Here is a 22033-nt window from a genome sequence, read left to right on the forward strand (position 1 = left end):
TAGTTTTTTTCTTATTTCATTTTTGAGTAGCATACTTCTATTTTTATCAAATTGTATCTATTCTATTTATTTGAAATTTAAGAAATAACTTGTAACATTTTCCAATTCCAACATTCTAATAAAGAAAAACATAATCATGAGAAAAATTATATTACTTTCCGTTTTATTTATTTCTTTTACAGGATTTTCACAACAAACGAAATTTCAAAAAATTGATAGTTTGTTGACTTTTTTGAATGCCAATAATAAATTTATGGGTTCAATAGCACTTCGTGAAAACGACAAAATTGTTTTTGCAAAAGCCTATGGTTATGCCGATGTGGAAACCAATAAAAAATTGGGAACCGACACCAAACTGAAAATTGGTTCGATTACTAAAACCTTCACAGCAACGATCATCATGCAATTAATTGATGAAAAGAAATTGACATTAGATACTAAACTTTCTATATTTTATCCTCAAATTCCAAATGCTGAAAAGATTACTATTCATCATTTATTACACCACAGAACTGGAATTCCCGATTTTTTAAATGACGATCCAAGTTCGGCAGATTACATCTTTATTGAAAATAAAAAAGAAGATATCATTAGTAGAATTGCGTCTTACGAATCGGCATTTGAACCTAATTCTAAATTCAAATACAGTAATTCAAATTATAATTTATTGGGTTATATCATTGAAGATATTACCAAAAAAAGCTTTTCTGATAATTTAAATGATAGAATTGTAAAAAAATTAGGTTTGAAAAACACCTATTTCCCATTGAAAACTGATTTAGCTAAAAACGAAAGTTTCTCATTTGTATTTGATGGAAAAACTTGGGAAAAATCACCAGAATGGAGTAGTTCATTAGCTTATTCTGCTGGCGCAATGTGTTCAACACCTTCTGATTTGACTGCTTTTATGAATGGCTTGTTTAGTGGAAAATTAGTTTCTAAAGAAGCATTAGAACAAATGAAAACCATGGAAGAAGGTTATGGCAAAGGAATGATTATTGCACCATTTAAAGAAAGAAAATTCTACAGCCATACCGGTGGAATTGAAAATTTTAGAGCAGTTGTTGGATATAATCAAGAAGAGCAATTTGGAATTTCCTTAATAGTAAACGGAGATAACTTCAACAGAAACGATATTATGATTGGAGTTTTGAGTTTATATTATCAAATGACTTATAATTTCCCAAATGTGAAAGATTTTGCAGTTAGCAAAGAAGTTTTAGCAAAATATATTGGAACTTATTCTTCACCAACTTTTCCAATGAAAGTAACTATTACAGAAGAAAACGGAGTATTATTTGCGCAAGCAACAGGACAAAGTTCGTTCCCATTAAGTGCAAAAAGTGAAACTGAATTCGTATTTTTGGCAGCAGGAATTAAAATGATTTTTGCCGAAAACCAATTTACCTTAATACAAGGTGGAGGCGAAAATGTCCTTAAAAAAGAATAAATGAGTTTAATAAAACTTTCGGAGGCGAATTTAAAAATCATAAAATCAATAACAAATAGTACCTATTTAGATATTATCGGATTGATAATCGTAATCACTGCTTCGATTGTTTTAGGTTACCATAACACCGAATATAAGTTTACTTTACAAGGCAAAAATTATGTTTTCTTATTGGGCTATGTTTCAATAATCAATACAGGATTGTCAATGATTGGTAATCGATTGGTTACTAAAAAAAATAACATTGGAAATCTTATTACAACTTGCAATACTTTTTTAAGTGGTTCAATCGATTATTTATTAGGAAATAAAGGAGCAGTATTGACTTATCCTGTGTCTTTTGTAGCCAATTATTTGGTATTTAACACTTGGAAAAAAAGTAAAGTTCTTCGTTCTATTGACTTTATTTTTTACAGAAATATTGTCCTTGGTTTTTTCTTTTCGATTGTTCTAAACTACATCGCTTTTAAATACATTGCGCAAACTGAAATCGATTGGAAATTATTTTTTGCTATAGCAATTCCAGCTGGAATTACTTTTGGCGGAACGTTCAACACAGCAAGAATGTATCCAGACAATTGGTTTATGTGGCAGTTTTACAACATCACAAAACTAATTCAAAACCTACTTTTAATGAATATTGCAAATAGTGCCAAATATTCTTTCTACTTTTTCAACGCTATTATTGGTTACATCACTTGGAATGATGATAAGAAAAATGCCTTAAAATAAAAATCTATAGGTAGCTTTAATCAAAAAGATGTTTTCGGGTTTTCTGCCCAATATTTGCGAATCTAAACTTCTAAACAAATCATCTTTTGGGTTTCCTAAACCAGTAGTTCCTTGTGACCAAACTAAGAAAATTTCTGAACCTGGAATATATTCCCATCGAACAACTAAATTAGAACGAAATTGAACATAAGCAAAATCTGGATTTCCAATACTATAATCTACTGAACCATTGACATCTTCATCAATAGTATAAGTATCATTTGAAGCATCAAATGCTATTTGATTACTATTAAAAACTGCAATTCTATCTCCATAATATTTAGCAATTGGATTGGTTACTCTATTGAAATCTTTATATTTTCCTCTAGAAATATAAGGTTCTCCATAATATTGAATGGTCAAATTTGGATTAATATTAAAATCCATTCTAATAGAAGCACTTAAAGTCCTTTGATCAATATTTGCCATAATATATCTAGGAGTTGAACCAAAACTTGTTTCGGTTACATATTGTGTTTTACTTTTATTGATAGTATAACCTGGATATAAAGAAACGGTAAAAGCATTTATGGGTTGATACGTAATTCCTGTAGTAAACTCGGTGTAAGAAAACGAATTGTCTTTCCCTTGAGAAGCTACAATTCCTGAATCAAAACGTAATTTTTTTCTAGAATCAGTTGAAAAATTTAAAACATTTATCACCTCTTCAGAATATCTAAATCTTGGTCCGCCTTGCAAAATAGTATTGGTAAAAATTTTGGGCTTGTGCGTAAACTGATAATAAATAGACCAATTGCTCTTAAAATTAGCGTTTGAACTTATAGAATATTGCGTCCTGTTGTGATTTCCATCAAAATCGTAAGACGTAAATTGTTCAAAACGAGCGTTGATTCTTCTAAAACTTCCAATTGGCTTCAGGGTTTGATAACTCAAAATTCCAATTTGTCTCAAATCATCTGCTTGTCTTAAAAACCCAACGTCATTCAACTCTAATTCGGGTGAACGCCATGTGAATATTCCGTAGTAACGCCAATTTCCAACGCTGTTTTTTCCTAATTCAAACTTTCCTCCTGTTCCTGTTAATGAAGTTCTGTTAGGGTCAACTTCCACATGACTAGCATCTACTCTTTGAAATAAATGTGTTAACTCTTGCTGTGTATTCGCAATTGCTTCTTTACTTCCTTTTACATGACTTGTTACAACATTTCCACTAAAATAATATTTTCTGTTTTTCCAATTGTGCATAAAATCAAAACCTGCCGTATAAGCAGATTTTCTGAGATAATTTAATTCCTCACCTTGAAGATTTCTGTTGGTTGCTGTGAAAATTCCACCAATAAAACTATTTCTTTTATTGAAATCTTTTTGAGCACGTGTTACAATATAATTAGTAAGTGGTTCAACAAGTGCTTCTCTTTTATTGGTATTGTCATCAATTTTTGCAAATTCTCTGTCAGTTAAACTTTCTAAGATTCCAATAGACCAGCCATTTTTAGTTTTTCCACTAAACTTTGCCGCACCAAGAATCGTACTGTTATTAGGAATATCTACATATTCTCCATTTGAAGTATTTGGATAACCTTGCGGACTTCTACCAATTCTTCTTGAATAAAATAGATTGTCTTGTCCATCTGCAAATTGATAGTTAAAAATATTTTTATTTTCAACAAAAAATGGTCGTCTTTCTTGAAAAAATATTTGAAAACCATCTAATGCAATTGCAGCAGGATCAGCATCAACTTGACCAAAATCAGGATTAATGGTTAAATCTAAAGTTAAATCATTAGTTATTCCAATTTTGGCATCTAAACCTCCATTAATTTTAGCATCTGAACCATCGCGAAAAGGATTTCCCGGTTCTTTCTTGTAAGTTTCCAATTGCGTTACAAGAAATGGTTGAATTTCAAGTTGCTTTTGCGGTTGAATATCTACCAAACCTCTCAATTCGCCAAATTCACTAACCCAACCAGGTGCGTCTCGTTTTACTCGTTGCCAAACCGAACGCTCTTCCGCTCGAAAATAACGTCTAGTAGATTGTAAACCCCAAACTTGTTCTTTATTATTTCCAAATTTTAATTGGCTAAAAGGTATTTTTACTTCGGCAGTCCAACCTTCATCATCAACATTTGTTTTTACATACCAAATTGGGTTCCAACTTCCATCCCAATTGTCTCCGTTGTCAGAAATAAATTCGTCACCTTTCACACCAGATGCTGAAATTGTAAACGAAAAACCAGTTCGTTTGTCGTTATAACTATCAATGTTTATTTCAACCCAGTCACCTTCAAAACCATCACGTCGAGACAATCGTTTTACAATTCCTTTTGGATCTTTATCGTAGCATTTGAAAGCAAAATACAAGTAGTTTTTATCATAAACAACTTTAAATTTCGTTTGCTCTGATGGTGGTGTATTTTCATCTGGTTCATTTTCAATATAATCACCGGTCCAATCTACAATATCCCAACTTTTTTCATCTATCAATCCATCAATGGTTGGAGCATCATTTTCGTTTAGGAATTTTGTTGTATAACTTTTTTTAGTGATACTTTCCTTCTCTTGAGCATAAGAACTACAAAAGAATAAAGCACCAAAAAGTATTGGTAATAGTTTGCGTAAGTGCATGATTGTTCGTTTTTTGATTGATGATTATATAAATAGACATCAAGTTTTAACAATTGTTACACTTATTTAAAACTTTAACAATTAGACATAAAAAAACCATCACTTCAAATGATGGTCTTATTTATACTCTTTAAAAAACTATAATTTTTTGGTCGATTCTCTTTGACGTAATTCCGTTTTTACAATTGTAGTTTTATGACTGTAAACTTCCTCTTTGCTTTCTAATTTTTCTATCAGCATTTTAGTAGCCACTTCACCTATTTCTGGACCATGCTGACTTACAGTTGATAAACTTGGTGTTAATCTTCTTGACCATACACCATCAGCAAAACCAATAACAGAAAGTTCATCTGGAATTTTTAATCCTTTTTTAATTCCCATTTTCATGGCCATGACAGAAGCATGTTCGTCTAAAGCGAATACTGCATCTACTTTATGAGTATCAAAGAAATTTGCTGATTTAACATCAAAATCTTCAGAAGTTTCAGTTAAAACAACTAAACTTTCATCAATTTTAATACCATTATTTTCTAATGCCTTATAAAATCCTTGAGCACGTAATTTTCCGACACTTAAATTATCAATTGACGAGAATAATGCAATCTTTTTGCATCCCGTATTTATTAAATGCTCCGTAGCATTAACGGCAGAATCTAAATCGTCAACAATAACCTTATCACAATTTACTTCATCAGCAATTCTGTCAAACATTACTATTGGTGTACCTTCATTTATAATCGATTTGAAATGACCAAATTGTTGCAATTTTTGAGCTTCTTCCGATATAGACAAAATAAATCCATCAATCGTTCCATTACTTAACATTTCTAGAGCACTAATTTCTTTTTCAATCGATTCGTTAGAAATACATGTAATCACTTTATAACCTTTTTCATCGGCAACTTTTTCAATTCCCGTAAAAACTTTGGCAAAAAACTGATTTAAAATGTTTGGTATGATTACACCTATTGTTTTGGTAGAACGATTTTTAAGGTTCAACCCAATAACATTTGGCTTATAATTTTTCAACTTTGCGTATTCTTGAACACGAATTTTGGTTGGTTCACTAATTTCCGGACTATCGTTCAATGCCTTAGAAACTGTCGAAACAGATACACCAAGTTCTTTTGCTATTTGCTTTAAAGTGGCTTTTGATTTCATATTACCTATATATAAGGTGTAAATTTATGAAAATTATGCATAGAAGCGAATGGTTTGCGCATTTTTGTATATCATTTTCATGCTTTATATTCCAATCTTGTCAAAAAAGACAGAGATTTTTACTTCAAACATGTTTCACCGAACTCCATATTTTGATAAATATTTTGTGAGTTAATCAGGGCTAACTAGCAATCTTTATAGCTTCTGTAAATCGTTATAATTCAAAATAATAATTAAAATTGAAAATCATTTTTGCATATATAATAAATAATTGTACTTTTGCACTCCCTTATCCCGAAGCTTCGGGAGGGAATGGAATGTTTAATTAAAATAAATTATTGTGAACACATTAAGCTACAAGACAGTTTCAGCAAACAAAGCCACAGCAGATAAGCAGTGGATTGTTGTAGATGCTGAAGGTCATAACTTAGGTCGTTTTGCTTCTAAAGTTGCGATGCTTTTAAGAGGTAAATACAAACCAAGTTATACACCGCACGTTGATTGTGGAGATAACGTAATTGTTATCAACGCAGAAAAAATCAACCTTACTGGAAACAAGTTAGATGACAAAACGTACATCAGACACACAGGTTATCCAGGAGGACAAAGAAGTTTAACTGCTAAAGTAATGCAACAAAAAAATCCTGCATTATTAGTAGAAAAAGCTGTAAAAGGAATGCTACCTAAAAATAAATTAGGTGCTGAGTTATTCCGCAATTTGAATGTAAATGTTGGTTCTGAGCACAAACATACTGCTCAACAACCAAAAACCGTAAACCTTAACGATTTAAAGTAATGGGAGTTATTCACAAAATCGGTAGAAGAAAATGTGCTGTTGCACGTGTTTATGTTACCGAAGGTACAGGAAAAATCACTGTAAACAAAAAAGAATTTGCAACTTACTTCCCAACAGCTACTTTACAGTACAAAGTATTACAACCAATGTCATTGACAGAAAATGTAAACAACTTTGATGTAAAAGTAAATGTATATGGTGGTGGTTCAACTGGTCAAGCAGAAGCTGTAAGAATGGCTATTGCTAGAGCAATGTGTGAGGTTGGAGATGAAAACAGATCTATCCTAAAACCAGAAGGATTATTAACAAGAGATCCAAGAATGGTAGAACGTAAAAAATTCGGTCAGAAAAAAGCACGTAAGAGATTCCAATTCTCGAAACGTTAATATTCGATATTTATCAGAATATTTTTTCAGATACATTTTTACTATTAAAATTGAATTTAAAACAAAGTTGTCGATATTCCTCATTAAAAAAGGAATTAGTTTAGCATCTAAATTTTCAAGACATATCGAAAGTGACTACTTGAAAATTGCTAATCACGGAACGTAAACTATTACACAATGGCAAACAAAATTGACGTTAAAGAATTATTAGAAGCAGGTGTACATTTCGGACACATGACTCGTAAATGGGATCCAAACATGGCTCCTTACATTTATATGGAGCGTAATGGTATTCACATCATTAACCTATATAAAACTGCTGCAAAAATTGAAGAAGCTAACGAAGCTATGAAAAAAATTGCAGCATCAGGTAGAAAAATACTTTTCGTAGCTACCAAAAAACAAGCTAAAGACATCGTTGCTGATAAAGCAGCAGCTTGTAACATGCCTTACATCACTGAAAGATGGCCTGGAGGTATGTTAACAAATTTCGTTACTATTCGTAAAGCTGTTAAAAAAATGGCTTCTATCGATAGAATGAAAAAAGACGGAACATTCATGACACTTTCTAAAAAAGAAAGACTTCAAGTTGATCGTCTTCGTGCAAAATTAGAGAAGAACTTAGGTTCTATCGCTGATATGTCTAGATTACCTGCTGCACTTTTCGTAGTAGATATCAAAGCTGAACACATCGCAATAAAAGAAGCACAAAAATTAAACATTCCAGTTTTCGCAATGGTTGATACAAACTCTGACCCACGTGAGGTAGATTATGTTATCCCTGCAAATGATGATGCTTCTAAATCAATTGATAAAATTTTAACTTTAGTAACTGATGCAGTTAAAGACGGATTAGCAAACAGAACTTCTGATAAAGAAGCTGATGATGCTACTGAAGTAGAAACTGTAGAAGCTGTTGCTGCTCCAGAAGCTGCTGTTGTTGAAACTGCTGCTCCAGAAGTAGAAACTACTGAAACTAGTACTGAAGAATAAAACAAAATAATTACGAATTATGAATTTCGAATTACGTTGTTTTAGCGTAATTTCTAATTCGTAATTCGTAATTTACTTTTTAAAAACTTTTAATTTTAAAATATTATGGCAACAATTACTGCTGCAGACGTAAATAAATTAAGAACAATCACAGGTGCAGGTATGATGGACTGCAAAAAAGCATTAGTAGAAGCTGATGGAGATTTTGATTTAGCAATCGAAAACCTTAGAAAAAAAGGTCAAAAAGTTGCTGCTAACAGATCAGACAGAGAATCTACTGAAGGTGCTGCTATTGCAGTTGTTAATGCTGACAAAACATCTGGTGTTGTGATCACATTAAATTGCGAAACTGACTTCGTTGGAAAAAATGAAGGTTTCGTAAAATTAGCTACTGATTTAGCTAACCAAGCATTAAACTATGATACTAAAGAAGCGTTTTTAGCTTCAGATTTTAACGGTATTACAGTTGCTGACAAATTAATTGAGCAAACTGGTGTAATTGGAGAAAAAATTGAAATCGCTTCTTTCGAAAGATTAAGCGGAGCTTTCGTTGGTTCTTACATTCATGCTGGAAACAAAATTGCTGTTTTAACTGCATTATCTGCTAATGTTGAAGGTGCTGATGAAGCTGCAAGAAACGTTGCTATGCAAGCTGCTGCAATGAACCCAATTGCTTTAGATGAAGCTGGTGTTGATGCATCAATCATCGAAAAAGAAATTGAAATCGCTAAAGATCAATTACGTCAAGAAGGAAAACCAGAAGCTATGTTAGACAATATTGCTAAAGGAAAAATCCAACGTTTCTACAAAGACAACACTTTAGTAAATCAAGATTATATCAAAGATGGTTCTATGAGCGTTGCTTCTTATATTAAATCTGTTGATGGTGGTTTAACTGTTACAGGATTTAGAAGAGTAGCTTTAGGATAATTCAATATCAAATTTTAGATATTAGATTTTAAATATCAAACCTCGGTTCTTAATTGAATCGAGGTTTTTTATTTAAACTTTATTGAATACGCTACATTATAGAACGCAGTATAAAAAAGTACAAATTAAGTAGCTAAAATATAAACCGTACCTCTAAAAAAATAAAAAGCAATAATGAAAATATAATATGCAGTAACTAGAATTAAATATTAAGTAACAAACAATTCAATTACCTATTAGCATATTAAGAAAGAAATTGCTTAAATCATTACCAAAGTCCTTAAAAAATAATTTGACGTTATAAAAAATTATTCTGCTTTTATAACTTTAAATTCTAAACTACTTACTTGTTTATATTGTGGGCTTTTAGCTCCAAAAATACTTTTAACGTATTGTTTAACTTCCTTGCTAACTTTTACTAAACTTGCAGGAGAATTGTACAACTCAAAATTTCTATTGATTAAAGAATTACTATATGATGTGTAAGCGTTAATCAAGTTTGTGTTTTTTGATTGCAAATCATTTAATTTTGCCTGTAAAGAAGTAACCTTTAAATCTTCCTCATTTGGATTATAAACCAAATTTTGCTCTAATAAAAAAATTAGACTAGAGAAATGATCTATTAATCTATCGTAAGATTGTTGTGATGTTGAAATTCTTGTAGTAGGAGTAGCATTAGTTGAAGTTGCTTCTTCATCACTCTTCTTTCTCGTACCTTGAAGTTTTTTATTAATCGTTTTAGCATCTAACAACGTTAAGTTATCTACTCCAGAAACCGCAAAAGAGTTTATAACTTTTGTTGATAGTGGTTTTAAATTTGAGAAAGAATTTCTTCTTTCATTTGTAGCGTTATCAAAATTTGTTTTACCTGTTTTTGCTGTATTTAAACTGTTTAGAGAAGTTTGATAAAGCAGTTGAAGTTGAGGAATTTTTAAAAGTTCTTTTGTAGGATTGTAAATTGTACCATAACCTTGACAAAAAGAAATTAAGTCCTGAAAATTTGCAATGTTTTTTGCATGACCTGTTTCTGAAATGCTTGCACTCATAATATATTTTTTTAATTGTTAATTAAAATTTTAACGGATTAATATTTACTATAGTATAAATCAAAAAACTAAACTTTTGTTAATATTAAATGATCAATGAAAAAAAAATGAATGGAAAATATTTGCAACTAATCATTTTTTGTTTACATTCGTGATAGTTATAACTAATACGTTCTTACATTAACGAAAAATATAAAAGCATTTGCTTTTCTCGGAGTTGAAAACTGACATTTAAAACCATAAAGACGAGAAGAATGAGCTAATGCCCGCGCTTGGCGTGGGCTTGGTTTATCTTGTCTTAGGCATTGTCAGTGCCTCAACTCCGGTAAATTTAAGTACCACGCTTTTTTATTTTTTAAATTATTCATTTAAAATATACACACATGAAAAACAAATTCAATTATTTATTTAAAGCCCTATTTATCTTTATTTCATTACTTTTTTTAGGTTGTGAAACGCAAGAGGAAGTTGTATCGAGTTCAAAAAACTATAAAAAATATGAAATCAGTGTTAAAGAATTTAATAATGACCAACAGGCAAGATTTACTTTTGAAAAGGTAAAAGAAAAGCAAAAAACTAATAGAGAAGCAAAAAAAGGAAATGAACAGCAAAGAATTTTATATAATAAAGAATATGACTTTTTTATAGATACAGATAAAATTGTTGTTATTGAAATTGATGATTTTAAATCCTACACATTTCAAATTCATCGCCCAGAAGAAAATGCAAAATTAGAAAACCTTGTTATAAACTCTAAAAACAACACAACCTACAAAACTTATATTACTAAATACAATGTAACTGAACTAGAAAAACAAATTTTATCAAATAATGGTTATGTAGATGTTACTGACGGTTTAGAAATTGAAGCACTAGACGAATCAAAAATAGCTCAATTTAATGACGGTCCATGTAATCTAGTTGTCTCTAATCCATTTTCTTTTAATAATTTAGGTCAAGTAACCGAGAGTTATTATGCTATTGTTCCCGTTCCTTGTGGTACAGAAGGAGCAACATGTCCTCCTGGAGCATGCGGTGGTGGTGGTGAAGGAAGTACTGACACAAATCAAGGAAATACAGGTACAGGTTACAATCCATCAGGATACACTCCTAATTTCAATGAAGGTAATGGTGGTGTTGGAAGTTTCCCTACAGGTAACAATCCTAATGGTTCAAATCAACCTGGTGGCGGAACCAACTCAAGCAACGTTTTTGTTAGCGCACCAACAGTAAGTCTTGAAGATTCACAAGTTAAAGCATTTATAAAGTCACTAACTGACGAGCAACGTGATTTTTTATTTCCAGATATTGATTTAAACAATTTATCACAAAATGATAATTCAACTGCTGATAGTGTTATTGAATATTTAACTCAAAATGATTTTTCTGAGGAAAGCCAAGAGTATGTAGAAGATTGTATAGACGCAAGTATTAATTTTATTTTGGAATATGGAAATACAGTTGAAAATCAAAATTTAATAGACGATTTTATTGATAGTGTTTTAAATAATGATGATAATGCTGACTCTAATGATGATGGTACAACTCTTCCACCAGATTGTGCAAGTTTTAATTTTACATCTCCGAGTTCAACGATAAATTGGCAACAATCTGCCGTAGTAAATATTCATTTCACAGTTTTGGTGGGAACTCCAAGTGGCGTTTTTGTCAATCATGTTATTGAATATCCAACTCCTATTTTGTTTGGTATGCCAAAAAATCTTGCTGTAGGAAACACCAATATATCACCAGGTCTAGCTGCGACTCTGAGTGCTGCGGCATTAAACAAAGCTATAAAAGAAACAGTAAACAAATATGGAAATAAAAATGTTTCTTATATGATCGTTGAACGATATTTTGAAAGTAGGTTAAAACATAATTTTGAAATAGGAATACCAGGAGCTAGACTTAATCTTCATCCTCAAAGTTATCCTACACCAACTCAGTATCAAACAAATGCATCTGGTATAGGTGATTGCCAGTAATATTATGAATGAAACAGAATTAAAATATACAGCATACGAATATTATCCAATAGGAATTGATAGTATAAAGCAAAGAGAAGAATATAATAATTCGAAAGAATTTAAAAAGCTACTATTTGCTGTCAATCAGTTTTATAAGGTCAATGAAAAAAAAATAAATTTATTAAATGATGAGTTTAGGCTACATCCATTAACCAAGAATATTCAAGATTTATCGGCATTAGATTTTGACAGATGCTTAACTTTTGAATTAGATATTCTTGATGAATCGACAAAAGTAGCTTTTAAGATTAGGCTTGTAATTAGCATTTTAATACCTTATTTTTTTATATATGCATTACAAAGCAAGGTTCAACTTAAACCATACAAGCAATTAACATTACCCGTAAGGAAAAGAGAACTTGAGTCTATAAAATTTGTCCAAGAAATTGAATTAATCGCTAATATTGTAAAAAAAGTATTTCAATATGATTTATTTCAAGAGAAATATCTCAAATTTGTTATTCCTAATGTAAGTCACAGTGATATTAGAGAAGGAGACTTTACTTTTTTTAATGCTTTTTTTAGAGGAGAAAACTTCAGTCTATATGAATAAATTATTTGCATTTTTTTTAATTCTTAATATTAATTGTTTTAGTCAAGAAATAGCAATAGTTCCAAAATCTGGAACTATTGCTTTTAGGAAAGATCAGGTAATTACAGATACCGTTGCCTTTAAAAAATCTACTGAACAATTATCAGAAAAAATATTTAATTCACTTCGAAATTCAATAAAAGAAAATGAAATAAAACAAAATACTGAAGTTGATAGCATTGCTATTAATGAAATTATTTCAGAAATTAAAAGAGAGACTAAAGGAAACTTATATTTGGAATTGTACGGTGATGATTATGGAACTTATAGATTTTATAATACCTTTCATAAAGATAAAGTAGACTATTATTACACATTAAATAATGAATTGCAATCTGATACAATAACTTATGATATTACTTTTCTTGATAAACATTTGAAAGAAAATAATGTTTTCCAATTCCCAGTATTAAAGATTTTGGAAGTAAGAGAGTTTAAAAATGAAACCAAATTAATTGAAGGTTATTTATGCTACAAGGTTGATTTTAAATATAAAGAAATTTTTGACGATAATGATTTTGACAGTTTTAAAAATGATCTAAATCAGCATAAGGAATTATGGGTAACTGAAAAGATAAGAGTTCCTATGCATCCAATAATTCAAATACCCGAGATTCTTGATAAATATTATCCCCTTGAAATCATTGAATATTCAGAGGAAATAAAAGGAATGAAAACAATTTATTCACTAAAAAAATAACTCTTCAATAAAAATATTTGCTGATTAATTCTATCCTACCATTTAAAAGAAATTAAAGATGTTTGTTGCGGATATATAGAATTTCAACCTATTGCATTATGTTATAACGAGTGGAGTAAACTTAATCGTGAAAGAGAAAAGATTTATGGCAAAATATAATGAAAATAATCCTTTGCAAAAATGGATAAATGAAGATATTGAATTATTACAAATTCTTGATGAAATTGAAATTATAGCAAAATCTGAAAAAGAAAAAGCTTTAATAGCATTTCATAAGATTTCTGAACATTATAGTTTACCAAAATATCCATGTAATATTGAAACGAGAGACACAATACAAGTAGATGATTTTCATTTATTTGATCAAATATCAATGTATGAAGCATTAGGGAAAATTATATTTGCCGATAAAAATTCTGAAAATTTGAAATCCAATGTTCTTTTAGCTGCATTCATTGTTAAAAACAAATTTGAACCTAATATTGATGAAGAATTAGACACATTTTTGGGCAACGAATATTTAATGGGTTTTGGTTATAAAGGCAAAGATGTTGATGTTGAAATGATTCCAATAAAAGAAGGTGAAAGTTGGATTGATAAGGGTTGTGAATTTTTTGTTAAATATGAATAAAAAATATTACTTTTTCTCAAAACAAAGTAATAGTTCCAGCCTCTGGAACTATTGCTTTTATCAAAGAAGAAAAATTCTATGACAAAGATTTATACACTAAAAATTAACTCTTCAATAAAAATATTTTTCATCTAAAAACGGCATTTCCTAAAAGAAATGCCGTTTTTCTGTATATATTTGTTACTCACATAAAAATTGCTGTCTTGAAAAATATTCTTTATACCACACTTTTACTTTTTTGTTTTACTTGTTTTGCACAAAATGATAAAACATTATTTTGGGAAATTTCTGGAAATGGATTAACAAAAAAATCCTATTTATATGGAACAATGCACGTTAATGATAAAGTTTCCTATCATTTATCTGATGCTTTTTTTAAAAACCTTCTTGCTTCTGACATGGTTGGTAATGAAAGTGATCCTGAAACGTGGATTGATATTGCTGATTTAGTAAAACAAAATGAAATAACATCTTCTTATAAATTTTATTCAGAGTTTTATAAAAATCCTGCTAAAAAAGACGAAATCAAAACCGTTTTTGATACCAATAATAGTTATTTCAATAATATGTTATCTGCCATTGGTGGTGACACATCTGACTTTCAAGAAAACACTGTTTTAGATATGTTTATTTATCAAACAGGAAGAAAATACAAAAAACAAATTGTTGGGCTTGAAGAAGCAAAAGGTTCTATAATTCCGCTTTTAAAACTGAAAGAAGAAGATGTAAAACCAAAGGAAGAAAATAAATTACTTCTTATAAAGTTATTGAAAAATAGAAATTTCAATGAAGTTTTAAAGCAATACTATCGTGAAAAAGATGTGGTTATGCTTGATTCTATCTATAAGTTAATGCTTTCAAAAAAGGCACATGATGCCTTAATCTCTGTCAGAAATGAAACTATGGCGAACAGTATTGACTCATTAGCAAAAAAAGGAAGTCTGTTTTCTGCAGTTGGCGCAGCACATTTAGCAGGAAAAGCAGGAATCATAGAGCTTTTAAGAAAAAAAGGATATACTGTTACTCCAATATTTGATACTTTTTCTGAAAATGGTCAAACACAGAAAAAAACTATTGAGGATTTTTTCCCAAATCCTGGTTTTAAAATGGCGAGTACGAATGACATGATGGTTCAAATGCCACTTACAAAAAATATAATTGAAGAAAATAAGAATCTTGGTTCGCCAGATTTTACTAATGGTGGTGTAATCAATATCAAGCGAATACCTCTCAATTATTTCATAAAAAAAGAATCGGAAAACTATAATCCGAAATCGCTCGATAGCTTGTTTTTTGAAAAAATTCCTGGAAATATTATTGATAAAAAATATTTTGAAAATGATAATATTGTTGGTTATGACATAAAAAATACCACAAAAACTGGAAACAATCAACGATATAAATTCTACATTACACCATTAGAAATCATTGGGATTTCCATGACAGGTGTTGGAAACTATGTGCGCCAATTTGAAAATGAAATCTTTGACAACATCAAAATCAAATCATTCGATTCAAATTGGGAAAAAATAACACCAAAAAAAGGTGGTTTTACAGTTGAAACACCTTCATTTTATACAAGCCATGGAGACGCTTCAGAAGAATTGTCAAACATAGAAATTCAGGCTTACGATAGTTCTGAAAAAGGATATTATTTTCTAACTGAAAAAACATTAAACGAGTTTGAAACGTTAGAAGATTCTGAATATGAACAAAAGCAAATTCACTATGAATTTTACCTACAACATGATTCAGTAGTTGCAACTTCTAACTATGATAAAGCCAAAAAATCATATGAATCAACTTCTAAAATTGGAGAAAAAAACATTCATTTGAAATCATTTATCAATGGAAATAAATATTACCTTTTAGGAACTGTAAATGCATCTGACAAGAATTCGTTACGTTTTTTCAATTCATTTTCTTTAAATGCTCCTAACTATATTTCAAAAACAGCTGTGTATAAAGACACCATTGCTAAATTTAAAATTGATATCCCAGAAAAATTAAACGAAAAATTGTTTTTAAACATTGAGAAAAATGATGAAGAATCAAAAAACATGTTTGAAAGCAAAACTAAATATTATAATTTTTTGTCTGAAACAGGAAGAACAATTAATATGCTATACTATAAATATTCAAAATATGAAAGTATAAAAGATCTTGATTCAATGAAAGTAAGCTTTAAAAAATACTTTTTGAGACAAGAAGAAGAGGAAAAAGATGACTACATTGATGTTGATTATGAATATTCAAATTTGAATTCAGTTATAAGTTATGCTTCAAACAAAAAAAAGGGAATTTCAAAATCGTTGTGGAGTGAGTTTATCAAAGAAGAAAAAGATACTTATGAAATGATTTCTGAATCTGTAGAAAATAGTAATGGCAAAAATGATTACACTTTTAATGCGCTAGTTTCAAGACCACAGTCAAGTCAAGCAATAAAATATAAAGCAGTTTTTAAAGATGATGGCTATTATATGCTCAAAACTTTAGTAGATAGAAACTATAAAAACGACGATGCTTTTGTAGAAAAATCATTTAAATCTATTGAACCGTTTGAAAGAATTATAAAAGATAATCAATCGGATTTTGATGATAAATTTAGATTATTTACTGAAGATGCTAAAAGCGAAAGTGATACAATTAGATATTCTGCAATGAATTCTTTGTATGAAATAAATCTTGAAGAAAAGGATATTGATGCTGTTAAAAATTTCCTTGAAACCTTTGAGTTTAAAGATAGTGAAACTGATGCAATTAATTCATTATTATTGAAACTTGGTGAACTTAATAATGAAAAAATTATTCCTTTTTTAGAAGGTTACTATAAAAAGGAAGGTACTAAAACAGATGTTCAACTAAGTGTTATTAAAGCACTTGCATATCAAGAATCAAAAAATGCTTATAAAAAAATCATTGAATTGTTAGAGTATGATTTGCCTATAACTGATAATGATTATGATATAACGGGAATGTTCAATTTCTTCGAAAGAGATTTAGAACATAGTAAAGAACTTTTCCCTAAAATATTTCAGTTTTATAGTATTCCTGAATACAATAAACCCGTTATAGATTTTTGTAATTCATTATTAGACAATGATTTAATTTCTGTTAAGAAAATAAGTTCTTTTAAGAAAATGATTTTAACTAATGCAAAACTTGAATATAAAAGAGTAGCAAGTTGGAAAGAAAAAAATAATGTTGATGAAGAAGATGAAGAAGCTGAAGAAGTTGTTGATTATGAAGATTATAATGTTGCACCAACACAAGATTTAGCCAACTATATTGGTTTACTATATAACTTCCCAAAAGACAATTCAATTACAGAGTTATTCGAAAAATCAAAGCAATTAGATATTCCTGAATTAAACTTGGAGTTGCTTCGACTTGGAATTGTGAATAATAAATTAAGCAATGAAGAAATTCAGGAAGCTTTACAAGATTCAAAAAATCAATTTTTTACTATCAATTTACTTTTAAATAAAAATAAAGGCGAATTAATAAAATTATCCGATGATGAAATAGCAAAATCTGCTTTAATAAATTTTAATGATTTTGATGAAAAAGACAGTATTAATTTAATTGAAAAAAGAATTGTTGAACAAAGTAAAAAGCAAACGGTAATTTATTTTTATCAAGTTGAAGAAGATGTAAAAGAAGAGGAAGTTGCTGAAAAGAAAATCTACCCTATTGCTTTTGTAATAGAAAACAGCAAAATAAATCCATTAGCATATAAAAATTACAGTGCTGAAATTCTTGAAGAAGAAGATGATATAACTAAAAAGATTGATACAATTATTCAAAAAGCATTAAACGAAAAGCATTTTAGAGCAAGCTTTGAAAAGGAAAAACCATTTGAAAACCCTTTGTTTTTTGACCAATATTAACACAACATGTTTCAAAGAAGAAAAGATATTGTTTATGTAATTCTAGCAGGTATTTTTATTACAAATGCCATTGTTGCAGAATTAACTGGCGGAAAATTAATAGATGTTTTTGGTGTTCCAATGAGTATTGGAATTTTACCATGGCCTATAGTTTTCATCACTACTGATTTAATCAATGAATATTTTGGTGAAAAAGGTGTAAAAAAACTTTCGTTAATCACTGCTGGATTGATAGTGTATACTTTTATTATTTTGTCATTTGCAATCAAAATTCCGTCAACAGGAATTAGTTCCGTTTCGACAGATCAATTTAAAGCCGTTTTTGGTCAAAGCCAATTGATAATTATTGGAAGTATTGCTGCATTTTTAGTTTCACAATTAATTGATGTTACCATTTTTCATTTTGTAAAAAACAGAACAGGTAACAAAATGATTTGGTTGCGAAGTACTGGTTCTACGATGATTTCACAATTATTTGACAGCTTTATTGTGCTTGGAATTGCTTTTTATTTACCTGGAATTATGGATGGAAAAACCTATATTGTTTCAGGATTCACTGGATATTCTGTAAAATTAGTAATTGCCATTTTGATGACTCCAATGATTTATTTAGGACATTATTTAATTGAAAAATATTTAGCAAAAGATGGAGAATAAATTTCGTTGCGCTTGGTGCGAAAAAGACGATTTATATAGAGATTATCATGATAACGAATGGGGAAAACCTGTTTATGATGACGATAAATTATTTGAATTTCTTGTTTTAGAAACTTTTCAAGCAGGATTGAGTTGGTATACCATTTTGAAAAAAAGAGATAATTTCAGAAAAGCATTTGATAATTTTGATTACAAAAAAGTAGCAAATTATGATGAAGAAAAAGTGCAAGAATTACTTCAAGATGCTGGAATTATTAGAAACAAATTAAAAGTAAGAGGAACCATTTCTAATGCTATTGCTTTTATGGAAGTGCAAAAGGAATTTGGAAGTTTTTCAAAATACATTTGGAATTTCACAGACGAAAAACCTATTGAAAACAACAGAAAATCTTTAAAAGAAGTGCCAGCTACTACACCTCTTTCTGATAAAATTAGCAAAGACTTGAAAAAACGAGGATTTAAATTTGTAGGTTCAACCGTTGTTTATGCGCACATGCAAGCTACAGGAATGGTGAACGATCATGTTGTTGATTGTTGGACACAAATATAGTTTGCTTTACAATTTTAGTTTTTTAAAAATTAAAATCACTACCTTTAGTAAAACAAAATAATCATGTTTCGCCATAAAGGAAGTAGAAGGACGTTTTTACACAATTTACGACTTGCTTCAAATTTATCATTTATTGCTGGAATTGTAAATATTGCAGGTGTACTTTCTGTGGCCACTTTAACAACTAATGTAACCGGTCATTTTGCTTTTTTTGCAGAAGAAATTTCTCTGAAAAACTATTCAAAAGCAATTACTTTCCTCCTATTTATTTTATCATTTTTAGTTGGAGCTTTTACTTGTAGCTCATTAATCGAAATTACCTCATTAAAGAAACCTAGAATTGCCCATGCGTTTCCAATGATAATTGAAATTATTATTTTGGTAATCATCGGATTAGGATTTGTAAAACATCAAGAATATATTGCTTATCTATTGCTTTTTTCAATGGGAATTCAAAATGCTTTAGTTACTCAAATATCACAATCTGTAGTAAGAACTACACACCTTACAGGATTATTTACTGACTTAGGAATTGAATTGTCACAAATTTTATTTTACAGAAAACCTGTTGAAAAATCGCGATTACGAAGAAGTATTTTTCTTAGACTTTCAATTATTTTATGTTTTTTTCTTGGAGGTGTTCTTGGAGGAATTTTCTACGAAAAATATAAATTGAAAATTCTTCTTTTTGCGGCACTCTCACTAATAATTGCGCTAATATTCGACAATATTGTAATATATTATCATCTTACAAAAAGAAAAATAAAATCTAGTTTTCACGATGAAGAGAACTAACTCTTCAAAATCATCATAAATAAATCTCTTGAAATTTCAAAAGCGCCTAATTTTTCTAAATGGTCGTTGTGAACTTGGCAATCTAAAAGTTTGTAGTTGTTTTGTTTCAAATACTCTATCAATTTTATGAAAGCTACTTTACTCGCATTTGGCACTTTTGAAAACATACTTTCACCGCAAAAAACATGCCCTAAATCGACACCATACAATCCGCCTACAAGTTCATTATTTTGCCAAACTTCAAATGATTTTGCTTTGCCTAACTGATGTAATTCGGTGTACGATTTAATAATTGCATCTGAAATCCAAGTTCCATCTTGATCTCTTCTTTCAATTTGTTGACAACTTTTTATAACCGATTCAAAATCTTTATTGATAGTAACTTCAAAAATATTCCTATTTAGAATATTTCGCATGCTTTTAGAAACTTTATAATCATTTGGATTTACAACCATTCGCTCACTTGGTGCCCACCAAAGAATGGGTTCATCGGCATCAAACCATGGAAAAATTCCATTTTTGTAAGCCAACATTAATCGCTCAATAGACAAATCACCTCCAACGGCAAGAATGCCTTCATAGGATGCTTCTTCAACTGGAGGAAAATAAAGTTCTTTGGTTAGGAAATACATTTCAATAGCAATTTCAAAAATCAATAACAATTTCAATGAAAAAGTCAGAAATTCAAGTATTACTTAAACTTCTGACTTCCATCTTCTGACTTCTAACTTTTTAAAAAGGTAAATCGTCGTGTTCTTCTTCTTTAAAATCTGTTGCTGGAGCAAATGCTTCTGCTGCTGGCATTGGAGGCATTTGTTGTGCTGCTGGAGCTTCAGTTTGCGTTTTTTCAATTCTCCAACCTCTTATTGAGTTAAAATATTTAGTTTCTCCTTGTGGATTCACCCATTCTCTTCCGCCTAAATTAATAGAAACTTTTACCGCATCACCAACAGCAACATTATTTAATAAATCACTTTTATCTTGAGTAAATTCAATCATAATGTGTTGTGGATACTGCTCATCAGTTGTTACCACTAATTCTCTTTTTCTGAAAGTAGCACTAACTTGAATTTCTGCGCTAACTACTTTTACTTTTCCTGAAACTTCCATAATATTATTGTTTATTGTTTTGCTAAAAGCACTTTCCAAGCGGTTAGTACTTCGTTTTTATCTAAATATTCTTTGGCTAATTGGTGTTTTTTAACCTCATCATCAGCACTTAAAACTCCTTTAACCTCAAAATTTTGTTTTACAAATATAGTAATTTCTTCTTCGGTTGGCAATGCTTCTACATTTCCTAATTTACCTAAATCATTTCCATTAAAAACAGGACTTTCTTTTACAAATTCTGGAATTACATCTACTCCTATTCCTAAAGTTGCCAATGGCTTTTCTACTTCAAAAAGTCCTTGATTAGCTCGTGAATACCAATTGCCACCTAATCTTGAAACCAAGTCAATTTTCATTGGATCAATTTGACCTTCTGCATCTAAAACAGCTTCATTAATATGCATCTTAACCACTTCACAAATAATCATATTTCCAGCGCCACCTTCAGTTCCAAGAGGAATAATTTGATTGACTTTACATTCAAATTGCACCGGACTTTCGGCAACACGATATGGTTTTACTATTTCTGATGGAATTGGTGTTAAACCCGATTTTAAAAACTCATTGACACCATCAGGATATTCTGTACTGGATAAAGACATTTGTTGTACAATATCAAAATTTACAACATTTATTACAACTTGTCGTGTTTCTTCACAATTAATTAAAGTATGCTTCGTTGTATTATTTCTAACTCTTCGAGCTGGAGAAAAAACTAAAATTGGAGGATTAGAACTAAAAATATTGAAAAAACTAAACGGTGATAAATTGGGTTTTCCGTTCTTGTCAATGGTACTTGCAAAAGCAATTGGTCTTGGCGCAATAGCACTTTGCAAATAGCCTTGCAATTTCATTGGAGAAAGTTCTTTTGGATCAATTGTGAGCATAAAATTGGAATTTTTACAAAGATAAGAATTCAATGGCAATGGCAATGGCAAATTTCAACTTCAAAAGTCAATTGT

General features: G+C 29.9%; 20 protein-coding genes. 14 read left to right on the forward strand and 6 right to left on the reverse strand.

Annotated elements, in window-relative coordinates; genetic code table 11:
• Nucleotides 1-136: 136 nt before the first annotated feature.
• The gene (locus tag Q0049_RS03595; protein WP_298116651.1) at nt 137-1450 is read left to right on the forward strand and encodes a serine hydrolase; all 1314 of its coding nucleotides are present in this window, start codon (nt 137-139) and stop codon (nt 1448-1450) included.
• Nucleotides 1451-2182: a nicotinamide mononucleotide transporter family protein gene (locus Q0049_RS03600; protein ID WP_298116653.1), complete on the forward strand. Its 732-nt coding sequence runs from the start codon at nt 1451-1453 to the stop codon at nt 2180-2182.
• On the opposite strand, the gene Q0049_RS03605 is transcribed toward Q0049_RS03600, so the two are convergent.
• Nucleotides 2174-4807 (reverse strand): DUF5916 domain-containing protein, encoded by a 2634-nt coding sequence (locus tag Q0049_RS03605; protein ID WP_298116655.1) that lies wholly within the window; start codon nt 4805-4807, stop codon nt 2174-2176. The genes Q0049_RS03600 and Q0049_RS03605 overlap by 9 nt on opposite strands.
• Nucleotides 4808-4945: 138 nt before the next feature.
• Nucleotides 4946-5968 (reverse strand): LacI family DNA-binding transcriptional regulator, encoded by a 1023-nt coding sequence (locus tag Q0049_RS03610; RefSeq protein ID WP_298116657.1) that lies wholly within the window; start codon nt 5966-5968, stop codon nt 4946-4948.
• A 340-nt stretch (nt 5969-6308) separates the two neighbouring features.
• Here Q0049_RS03610 and rplM point away from each other — a divergent pair, with 340 nt between their 5' ends.
• From rplM to tsf, 4 genes are all read left to right on the forward strand, one after another.
• On the forward strand, nt 6309-6764 hold the full coding sequence (rplM, locus tag Q0049_RS03615) for a 50S ribosomal protein L13 (RefSeq protein WP_298116659.1): 456 nt from the start codon (nt 6309-6311) through the stop codon (nt 6762-6764).
• A complete protein-coding gene (gene rpsI, locus Q0049_RS03620; RefSeq protein ID WP_298116661.1) occupies nt 6764-7150 on the forward strand; it encodes a 30S ribosomal protein S9 in 387 nt (128 codons plus the stop codon). Before rplM ends, rpsI begins: the two co-directional genes overlap by 1 nt.
• Before the next feature lie 177 nt (nt 7151-7327).
• Nucleotides 7328-8143, forward strand: a complete 816-nt coding sequence (rpsB, locus tag Q0049_RS03625) for a 30S ribosomal protein S2 (RefSeq protein WP_298116663.1) — start codon at nt 7328-7330, stop codon at nt 8141-8143.
• Between the two features lie 105 nt (nt 8144-8248).
• A complete protein-coding gene (tsf, locus tag Q0049_RS03630) occupies nt 8249-9073 on the forward strand; it encodes a translation elongation factor Ts (protein ID WP_298116665.1) in 825 nt (274 codons plus the stop codon).
• Between the two features lie 308 nt (nt 9074-9381).
• Here the strand turns inward: tsf and Q0049_RS03635 are convergent, their stop codons facing one another.
• Entirely contained in the window at nt 9382-10119 is a 738-nt protein-coding gene (locus Q0049_RS03635) for a hypothetical protein (protein ID WP_298116667.1), read from the reverse strand.
• A gap of 383 nt (nt 10120-10502) precedes the next feature.
• Between Q0049_RS03635 and Q0049_RS03640 the strand changes: the two genes are divergently transcribed.
• From Q0049_RS03640 to Q0049_RS03675, 8 genes are all read left to right on the forward strand, one after another.
• A complete protein-coding gene (locus Q0049_RS03640; protein WP_298116669.1) occupies nt 10503-12104 on the forward strand; it encodes a hypothetical protein in 1602 nt (533 codons plus the stop codon).
• A gap of 4 nt (nt 12105-12108) precedes the next feature.
• Entirely contained in the window at nt 12109-12699 is a 591-nt protein-coding gene (locus tag Q0049_RS03645; RefSeq protein ID WP_298116671.1) for a hypothetical protein, read from the forward strand.
• Entirely contained in the window at nt 12692-13438 is a 747-nt protein-coding gene (locus Q0049_RS03650; protein ID WP_298116673.1) for a hypothetical protein, read from the forward strand. The genes Q0049_RS03645 and Q0049_RS03650 overlap by 8 nt, the downstream gene beginning before the upstream one ends.
• Before the next feature lie 145 nt (nt 13439-13583).
• Nucleotides 13584-14069, forward strand: coding sequence for a hypothetical protein (locus tag Q0049_RS03655; protein ID WP_298116675.1), 486 nt, complete (start codon nt 13584-13586; stop codon nt 14067-14069).
• A 203-nt stretch (nt 14070-14272) separates the two neighbouring features.
• A complete protein-coding gene (locus tag Q0049_RS03660) occupies nt 14273-17959 on the forward strand; it encodes a TraB/GumN family protein (protein WP_298116677.1) in 3687 nt (1228 codons plus the stop codon).
• A 6-nt stretch (nt 17960-17965) separates the two neighbouring features.
• Nucleotides 17966-18616 (forward strand): queuosine precursor transporter, encoded by a 651-nt coding sequence (locus tag Q0049_RS03665; RefSeq protein ID WP_298116678.1) that lies wholly within the window; start codon nt 17966-17968, stop codon nt 18614-18616.
• Complete coding sequence (locus Q0049_RS03670; protein WP_298116680.1) at nt 18606-19166, forward strand: DNA-3-methyladenine glycosylase I; 561 nt, start codon at nt 18606-18608, stop codon at nt 19164-19166. The genes Q0049_RS03665 and Q0049_RS03670 overlap by 11 nt, the downstream gene beginning before the upstream one ends.
• 63 nt (nt 19167-19229) lie before the next feature.
• Nucleotides 19230-19961, forward strand: coding sequence for a YoaK family protein (locus Q0049_RS03675; RefSeq protein ID WP_298116682.1), 732 nt, complete (start codon nt 19230-19232; stop codon nt 19959-19961).
• On the opposite strand, the gene aat is transcribed toward Q0049_RS03675, so the two are convergent.
• The 3 genes from aat to Q0049_RS03690 all read right to left on the reverse strand — a co-directional run bounded on the left by aat (nt 19958) and on the right by Q0049_RS03690 (nt 21958).
• The gene (gene aat / locus Q0049_RS03680; protein WP_298116684.1) at nt 19958-20593 is read right to left on the reverse strand and encodes a leucyl/phenylalanyl-tRNA--protein transferase; all 636 of its coding nucleotides are present in this window, start codon (nt 20591-20593) and stop codon (nt 19958-19960) included. The genes Q0049_RS03675 and aat overlap by 4 nt on opposite strands.
• A 100-nt stretch (nt 20594-20693) precedes the next feature.
• The gene (locus Q0049_RS03685) at nt 20694-21071 is read right to left on the reverse strand and encodes a DUF3127 domain-containing protein (protein ID WP_298116686.1); all 378 of its coding nucleotides are present in this window, start codon (nt 21069-21071) and stop codon (nt 20694-20696) included.
• Nucleotides 21072-21082: 11 nt separating this feature from the next.
• A complete protein-coding gene (locus tag Q0049_RS03690; RefSeq protein WP_298116687.1) occupies nt 21083-21958 on the reverse strand; it encodes a flavin reductase family protein in 876 nt (291 codons plus the stop codon).
• Nucleotides 21959-22033 lie beyond the last annotated feature (75 nt).

This window comes from Flavobacterium sp. (genome assembly GCF_027484205.1).
Classification (GTDB): domain Bacteria; phylum Bacteroidota; class Bacteroidia; order Flavobacteriales; family Flavobacteriaceae; genus Flavobacterium.

Coding starts and splice junctions, on each gene's coding strand:
- Q0049_RS03610 (WP_298116657.1), bottom strand. CDS start 5,968: ATGAAATCAAAAGCCACTTTAAAGCAAATAGCAAAAGAACTTGGTGTA.
- Q0049_RS03650 (WP_298116673.1), top strand. CDS start 12,692: ATGAATAAATTATTTGCATTTTTTTTAATTCTTAATATTAATTGTTTT.
- Q0049_RS03600 (WP_298116653.1), top strand. CDS start 1,451: ATGAGTTTAATAAAACTTTCGGAGGCGAATTTAAAAATCATAAAATCA.
- Q0049_RS03685 (WP_298116686.1), bottom strand. CDS start 21,071: ATGGAAGTTTCAGGAAAAGTAAAAGTAGTTAGCGCAGAAATTCAAGTT.
- Q0049_RS03665 (WP_298116678.1), top strand. CDS start 17,966: ATGTTTCAAAGAAGAAAAGATATTGTTTATGTAATTCTAGCAGGTATT.
- rpsI (WP_298116661.1), top strand. CDS start 6,764: ATGGGAGTTATTCACAAAATCGGTAGAAGAAAATGTGCTGTTGCACGT.
- Q0049_RS03640 (WP_298116669.1), top strand. CDS start 10,503: ATGAAAAACAAATTCAATTATTTATTTAAAGCCCTATTTATCTTTATT.
- Q0049_RS03605 (WP_298116655.1), bottom strand. CDS start 4,807: ATGCACTTACGCAAACTATTACCAATACTTTTTGGTGCTTTATTCTTT.
- Q0049_RS03670 (WP_298116680.1), top strand. CDS start 18,606: ATGGAGAATAAATTTCGTTGCGCTTGGTGCGAAAAAGACGATTTATAT.
- rpsB (WP_298116663.1), top strand. CDS start 7,328: ATGGCAAACAAAATTGACGTTAAAGAATTATTAGAAGCAGGTGTACAT.
- Q0049_RS03675 (WP_298116682.1), top strand. CDS start 19,230: ATGTTTCGCCATAAAGGAAGTAGAAGGACGTTTTTACACAATTTACGA.
- Q0049_RS03635 (WP_298116667.1), bottom strand. CDS start 10,119: ATGAGTGCAAGCATTTCAGAAACAGGTCATGCAAAAAACATTGCAAAT.
- Q0049_RS03595 (WP_298116651.1), top strand. CDS start 137: ATGAGAAAAATTATATTACTTTCCGTTTTATTTATTTCTTTTACAGGA.
- Q0049_RS03655 (WP_298116675.1), top strand. CDS start 13,584: ATGGCAAAATATAATGAAAATAATCCTTTGCAAAAATGGATAAATGAA.
- Q0049_RS03690 (WP_298116687.1), bottom strand. CDS start 21,958: ATGCTCACAATTGATCCAAAAGAACTTTCTCCAATGAAATTGCAAGGC.
- tsf (WP_298116665.1), top strand. CDS start 8,249: ATGGCAACAATTACTGCTGCAGACGTAAATAAATTAAGAACAATCACA.
- aat (WP_298116684.1), bottom strand. CDS start 20,593: ATGTATTTCCTAACCAAAGAACTTTATTTTCCTCCAGTTGAAGAAGCA.
- Q0049_RS03645 (WP_298116671.1), top strand. CDS start 12,109: ATGAATGAAACAGAATTAAAATATACAGCATACGAATATTATCCAATA.